The following is a 7,168-nucleotide window of genomic DNA, read 5'->3' on the forward strand; positions in this document are numbered from 1 at the left end:
ACTTAGCAGGTCTTTTTTATCGGAAAACTAGAAAATGTTACACGTCATCATTGCTAACGTTATCGCCGTTTGTGGTTTCATCGCCGTCGATAATTTCCTCATCGACACCTTCGCCTTGTAATTCCATAATTTTTTCTACGCCGACTAATAATTCTTCGTCCACTAAACGAATCAGTCCAACGCCTTGCGTATTACGGCTAACGACGGAAATCCCAGCAACAGGGGTACGGACTAGTGTGCCACGGTTGCTAATTAGCATTAAATCGTCATTGTCTTGTACTTGTACCGCACCAACAACTAAGCCGTTTCGTTCAGAGGTTTTAATCGATATAACGCCTTTTGTGCCTCGTCCTTTTGTTGGGTAATCATCTATTGGTGTGCGTTTGCCATAACCGTTTTCTGTCGCGGTTAAAATCGTTCCGCCTGCTTCGGTAATAATCAGGGAAATGACTTTGTCCCCTTTTTCTAAAAGAATACCGCGCACGCCACGCGCTGTCCGACCCACTGAGCGGACGGCATCTTCAGTGAATCGCACCGCTTTTCCGTGATTGCTGAACAACATGACATCTTGTTGTCCGTCGGTAATGGCGACGTTGACGAGTTGGTCGCCTTCATCGAGTGCAAGGGCAATAATGCCATTGGTTCGCGGGCGGGAAAATTCGGTGAGCGGGGTTTTTTTCACTGTGCCCGAAACCGTTGCCATAAAGATATAGCGATTTTCAGTAAATTCGCGCACGGGTAAAACTGCATTGACGCGCTCACTTTCTTCTAACGGTAATAGATTAACAATGGGTTTACCGCGTGCATTACGCCCTGCTTGTGGCAATTCATAGACTTTTAACCAATAGACTTTGCCCGCACTGGTAAAACATAAAATGGTGTCGTGTGTGCTAGCAATGAAGAGTTTGTCGATAAAGTCTTCTTCTTTCATCTGCGTTGCTGCTTTTCCTTTACCGCCCCGTTTTTGCGCTTGATACAGGCTTAAGGCTTGCGATTTGACATAGCCTTCATGGGAAAGGGTGACAACAACGGGTTCATCAGGAATTAAATCTTCAATGTTTAAATCACGATGGTCTAAGACAATTTCGGTGCGTCGTTCATCGCCGTATTCATTGACAATGGCTTGTAATTCTTCACGAATAACTTGCATCAAGCGTTCGCCACTGTTAAGAATGACTAACAATTCATGAATTTGATTTAATAAGCCTTTGTATTCTTCAAGAATTTTATCTTGTTCTAAGCCTGTTAAGCGGTGTAAGCGTAATTCTAAAATGGCTTGGGCTTGGGTTTCAGATAGGCGGTAATATTCGCCATCGAGTCCTAATTCTGCGGGAAGCTGACTCGGGCGGGCAGCATAAGCATTTTCTCCTTGCATCATGGTTTTAATTAATTGGGCTGACCATGAACGCGCTAATAATCCTTCGCGGGCTTCTTGCGGATTCTTCGCCGTTTTGATGAGGTTAATCATCTCATCGATGTTATTCAGCGCGACGGCTAAACCTTCTAAAATATGCGCCCGTTCGCGGGCTTTGCGTAATTCAAACAGGGTGCGACGGGTGACGACTTCGCGCCGATGACGTAGGAATAGTTCAAGCAGTTGTTTCAGATTTAAAATACGGGGCTGTCCATCAACTAACGCGACAATATTGATACCAAAAACGGTTTGTAATTGTGTTTGTTGGTATAAATTGTTTAAGACAACGTCAGCCGATTCACCACGACGAACTTCAATCACTAAACGAATACCATCTTTATCCGATTCGTCGCGCATTTCTGTAATGCCGTCGATTTTCTTCTCTTTGACGAGTTCGGCAATTTTTTCTTGTAAACGGGCTTTATTAACCTGATACGGGAGTTCGTTGACAACAATGCGTTCTTTGCCGTTATTCTCGTCTAACTCTATGCTGGCTTTTGCACGAACATAAATCCGCCCACGTCCTGTGTGATAGGCTTCTACAATACCGCTTGCCCCATTGATAATCGCCGCTGTCGGAAAGTCAGGACCAGGAATAAACTTCATTAAGGCATGAATGTCTAATTCAGGTTCATCGATGAGCGCGATACATGCCTTAATCACTTCGCGCAAATTATGCGGGGGAATGTTGGTTGCCATGCCGACCGCGATACCGCTAGAACCATTTACTAATAAGTTAGGAATGCGGGTCGGAAAAACGCTGGGTTCTTGCTCAGAACCGTCATAGTTAGGGGTAAAGTCAACGGTTTCTTTTTCAATATCGGCAAGTAATTCATGGGCAATTTTTGCCATGCGTACTTCCGTGTAACGCATGGCAGCGGGTGCGTCGCCATCTATAGAACCGAAGTTACCTTGACCGTCGACCAGTAGATAACGCAGGGAGAAATCTTGCGCCATGCGGACAATCGTGTCATAAACTGCGCTGTCACCATGAGGGTGATATTTACCGATAACATCCCCGACAATACGGGCTGATTTTTTATAGGGTTTATTCCAATCCGTGCCTAATTCGTGCATGGCAAATAAGGCGCGGCGATGTACGGGCTTTAAGCCATCACGTACATCAGGTAATGCTCTCCCTACAATGACACTCATTGCATAATCGAGATAAGATTGTTTCATCTCATCTTCAATATTGATGGGGAGAACTTCTTTAGCAAACCGTTCCATGACAGTGCCTCTATTCCTAATTGATAGGGTGATTTTTAATCTAAAAAAATGCCATATTGTAACATAAATTCAGGGGGAAGTCGCAGGGACGAAGTCATGATTTTTATTTAAAAATCAATTTTTTATTGATAAAGTTTTTTCATCAGCACCTACTTTAAATGTGACTATCTATAACAAAGACTTAAACACAACGTTACAAAACACATTTATTGCAAAATAATGGCTGATTTCTAGGATTCGATACGCTTTAATTACCCAAATTGCTTTTTGACACGACAGAAAATTTTCACGATGGACACGGTTATTATTCGTCACTTGGGTCATGTGCCTTATGCGCCGATTTATCAAACAATGCAAGCCTTTACAGATGCACGCACCGCAGACACACCCGATGAATTATGGTTTTTACAACACTATCCTGTTTATACCTTAGGGCAAGCAGGCAAAGTTGAACATTTACTCGATACAGGCAATATTCCTATACAACCTATCGACAGAGGCGGACAAGTCACTTACCACGGTTTAGGACAATTAGTGGTTTACATTTTAATGGATTTAAAACGCCGACATTGGGGCGTGCGTCAATTAGTCACCGCCTTAGAACAAGCAATTATTGATTATTTAGCCCAACACCAAATAACAGCAACACGGCGTGAACATGCCCCTGGTGTCTATGTTGCAGACCGCAAAATTGCCGCATTAGGTTTGCGCGTCCGTCATGGCTGTAGCTATCACGGTTTAAGTTTTAATATCAACATGGATTTAAAGCCTTTTAATGGAATTAATCCCTGTGGATACCCAGACTTACAAGTGACACAACTGATAGATTTAGGCATTACAGACCCCTTGCCAATCGTCTTTGAACAATTCGCACACTGTTTATGTCAGGCATTAGACTATTGTCCTACCGTACCCCTTTCTGATTTATTTACTTCTGAGGTTTTTGAATGTCAGGCAATACAATAGGAAATTCTTTTACAGTGACCAGCTTCGGTGAAAGTCATGGTTTAGCAATCGGTTGCATTGTAGATGGTTGTCCACCGAATTTACCTTTAACAGAAGCTGACATTCAGCCCGATTTAGACCGTCGCAAACCTGGGCAATCACGCTATACCACGCAACGTCGAGAAGAGGACACCGTTAAAATTCTTTCGGGCGTGTTTGAAGGAAAAACGACAGGTTGTCCGATTGCCTTACTGATTGAAAATACAGACCAACGCTCTAAAGATTACAGCAAAATTAAAGACCAATTTCGCCCCGCCCATGCAGATTACGCTTATCAGCAAAAATACGGCATTCGCGATTATCGTGGCGGTGGTCGTTCTTCTGCACGAGAAACAGCCGTTCGAGTGGCAGCAGGAGCAATTGCGAAAAAATATTTATTTGAACGTTACGGGGTCAGAATTCGCGGTTATTTATCACAATTAGGCGTGCTAAAACCCAATATGAAACACTTTAATTGGGATGAAGTTGAACGCAATGCCTTTTTCTGTCCTGATCCATTTAAAGTAGGAGAGATGGAAGAATACATGCAAACACTGATGAAAGAAGGAAATTCTATCGGAGCGCGTGTAACTGTTATCGCCAGTGGCGTTCCCGCAGGCTGGGGCGAACCTGTTTTCGACCGTTTAGACGCAGATATTGCCCATGCCCTGATGAGCATTAATGCTGTGAAAGGCGTAGAAATTGGCGCAGGCTTTGACGCAGTGGAAATGAAAGGCACAGATAACCGCGATGAAATGACACCCGACGGTTTTTTAAGCAACCATGCAGGCGGCATTCTGGGCGGAATTTCTTCAGGTCAAGACATTATTGCCAGTATTGCCCTGAAACCCACCTCTAGCTTACGTTTAGCAGGGCGCAGTATAGATATTCATGGCAACCTGACCGAAGTTATAACCACAGGACGGCATGACCCCTGCGTCGGCATTCGCGCCACACCGATTGCAGAAGCAATGCTCGCCATTGTTCTCATGGATCACGCACTGCGCCACCGCGCCCAAAATGCAGATGTCCACAGCCTTACCCCCACAATTCCCGCCCATATCCCTGATGAGTCTTTATAAATGCAACCATTAGAACTGATCAGCTTTAAACTTTGCCCCTTTGTGCAACGCTCCGTCATTACCCTATTGCACAAAAAAATACCGTTTAATATTCAATATATTGAGCTGGATAACCCGCCTGATTGGTTTCTCGCCATTTCCCCATTAGGGAAAGTCCCTGTTTTAAAAGCAGAAGGACAAATTTTATTTGAATCAGCGGTTATCAATGAATACCTTGATGAAATTACGCCACCCAGCTTGCACCCTGCAACCGCTATCCGCAAAGCCCACAATCGCGCGTGGATAGAATTTGGGTCTAACCTCCTAATAAGTCAATACTTACTGGCAACTGCAAAAACCCCTGAAGCAGTAGAAACGCAACAAAATGATGTACTGGCAAAACTCACCATTTTAGAACGCGAACTTAACCATACTCCTTATTTTAATGGTGAAAATCTTTCCCTTGTCGACACCGCATTTGCACCGATTTTCATGCGCACTGCATTACTCAGCCGTTATTTATCTATCGATATTTACCAAAAAACGCCAAAAGTACGAACATGGGCAAACGCTTTACTGGCTGTAGAAGCCGTTCAACAATCAGTTGTTACGAATTTTCCTGAATTATTTATTGATTTTCTGAAAAAATCGAATAGTTATCTAGTACAATAAAAAACATCCGTATTGGTATGATTATGCGGGGGAGTTGCAGGAACGCTCCTTAAATTCACCAGAAAATGAAAAGCAAGAAAAGAAGAATGGTTCAATACAATGAGTAATAAATCTACTGTGTTTATCGTCGATGACGAGGAAGCCATCCGCGAAGCTGTTCGCTGGCTGATGGAATCCATTCATTACCCAACAGAATGTTTTCCTTCGTCGGAGGCATTTTTAGAAAAATATCAATCTGCTCAAGGAGCTAACCAAGCAACAGGCTGCCTTGTTTTAGATAACAACCTGCCTGGTCTCTCTGGCTTAGAATTGTTAGAAAAAATTAAAAAAGGCGACGCGCCCTTAATACTTCCCGTTATTATGATGACAGGACAAGGTGATATTGCGACAGCCGTCAGTGCCATGAAGTCAGGCGCGTTTGATTTTATCGAAAAACCCTTAAATGAAAAATTGCTACTAGATCGCGTTAAACAAGCGATTGCCTACGATACTGAAATTCGTCGCGAATCGATGGAACGCGAAAACGTGATGAAAAAAGTAGAGACACTCACCCCCCGTGAACATCAAGTGATGTTAAAACTGGTAGAAGGCAAATCCAGCAAAGTCATTGCCCGCGAGCTAGACATCAGTCACAAAACAGTAGAAATCCATCGTGGACGTATTATGGAAAAAATGGATGCTGCCAGCGTCGTTGAATTAGTCCGCATGATTATCGGAACAGGAATTGTAACCATTAATCAAAGCTAACATAATCATTTGTGGGGGAATCCCCCCACGCCTCCTCCCCTATTTTTATATCAATTCATCCCCCGTTTTCCTCCCCATATCATATTTTATTTAACCTCCCAAGTTTTGTAAGTTTTTAATATAAAACAGAAATATACTTGATTTTTATCAGGATTCACCAGACCAGATTAAAACATTGTCTGAATCAGGATTTTCAGGATTAGCAGGATTTAAAACCCTCGAACCAAAAAATTAAGGTGAATGACGCTTTTCAATTCTGCTAATCCTTGATTCAGATAATCATATTAAAGTTATTGATATTTTTTATAAAAATAATCAGACGTTGATTTTTTTTATCAAAAAAATTACTCGACAAATTCCAAATTATGTATATAATAACAGCATGTAAATATGTACATAAGTTGTAATTTTAGACGATACATTAGCGGTGTATTTTCTAAATAAATCAATAAAACATCCCCAGCAAGCGAGGAAAAACCATGTTAAGCGTCCAACACCTACACCAACGGACAAGCCAATGGGCAAAACGGCTACTTGCGGCTGTCTTACCCCCCGCCCCGCCCGCGCCAGAAATCACCCTCCCCATCTCTTCTGCCGAAATCATCGCAGACCATGTGCAGTTCGAAACCATCAAACAAGCCATTCTCTCACGGCACTGTTTACCCATTCCCCAACAACTAAAACTGAAATATGACCTAAGCTACGCCAATGCGAAAAATTATCTGAATCAATTGGTTGATTTAGGCTTTTTAATCCGCGATACCAACGGGCGTTATCTCCTCAATCGGGATAATCCCGCCAGTCAACTCGGCTTTAATCAACTCGCACAACGCTTGAAACAGATGAATTGAGGAGCTTTCTATGCAATTTGTCGATACACCCATTTCTCAGCGAGCAAAAAAACGACGGATGAAAACCTTACAGAAAACGCCTATCCGTTCTCATCCGCTGGCGTTGTTCATGAAATATGTTTTTATTCCCTTGTTCGCGCTCTGTTTATGGCTATTCGTGCGTATCAATGTTCATTTCAATGATACGCATGAGGTTGGACAACGTTTAT

General features: G+C 42.8%; 7 protein-coding genes. 6 read left to right on the forward strand and 1 reads right to left on the reverse strand.

The features are described 5' to 3' along the window. Positions 1-37: 37 nt before the first annotated feature. A complete protein-coding gene (gene gyrA / locus BEGALDRAFT_RS10415; protein WP_002689819.1) occupies positions 38-2,644 on the reverse strand; it encodes a DNA gyrase subunit A in 2,607 nt (868 codons plus the stop codon). A 291-nt stretch (positions 2,645-2,935) separates the two neighbouring features. On the opposite strand from gyrA, the gene lipB reads away from it, so the two are divergent. From lipB to BEGALDRAFT_RS19395, 6 genes are all read left to right on the forward strand, one after another. Beyond that, positions 2,936-3,610, forward strand: a complete 675-nt coding sequence (gene lipB / locus BEGALDRAFT_RS10420; protein WP_002689820.1) for a lipoyl(octanoyl) transferase LipB — start codon at positions 2,936-2,938, stop codon at positions 3,608-3,610. Beyond that, positions 3,592-4,710: a chorismate synthase gene (aroC, locus tag BEGALDRAFT_RS10425; RefSeq protein ID WP_002689822.1), complete on the forward strand. Its 1,119-nt coding sequence runs from the start codon at positions 3,592-3,594 to the stop codon at positions 4,708-4,710. The genes lipB and aroC overlap by 19 nt, the downstream gene beginning before the upstream one ends. Continuing rightward, the gene (locus tag BEGALDRAFT_RS10430) at positions 4,711-5,361 is read left to right on the forward strand and encodes a glutathione S-transferase family protein (protein ID WP_002689824.1); all 651 of its coding nucleotides are present in this window, start codon (positions 4,711-4,713) and stop codon (positions 5,359-5,361) included. Between the two features lie 99 nt (positions 5,362-5,460). After that, the gene (locus BEGALDRAFT_RS10435; protein ID WP_002689826.1) at positions 5,461-6,108 is read left to right on the forward strand and encodes a response regulator transcription factor; all 648 of its coding nucleotides are present in this window, start codon (positions 5,461-5,463) and stop codon (positions 6,106-6,108) included. 479 nt (positions 6,109-6,587) lie between these two features. Beyond that, positions 6,588-6,959: a hypothetical protein gene (locus tag BEGALDRAFT_RS10440; protein ID WP_002684497.1), complete on the forward strand. Its 372-nt coding sequence runs from the start codon at positions 6,588-6,590 to the stop codon at positions 6,957-6,959. 10 nt (positions 6,960-6,969) lie between these two features. Beyond that, positions 6,970-7,168 (forward strand): hypothetical protein (locus BEGALDRAFT_RS19395; protein ID WP_002689827.1); only part of this gene is annotated, 199 nt, incomplete at its 3' end.

Origin of the sequence: Beggiatoa alba B18LD (assembly GCF_000245015.1) — a bacterium.
GTDB lineage: Bacteria > Pseudomonadota > Gammaproteobacteria > Beggiatoales > Beggiatoaceae > Beggiatoa > Beggiatoa alba.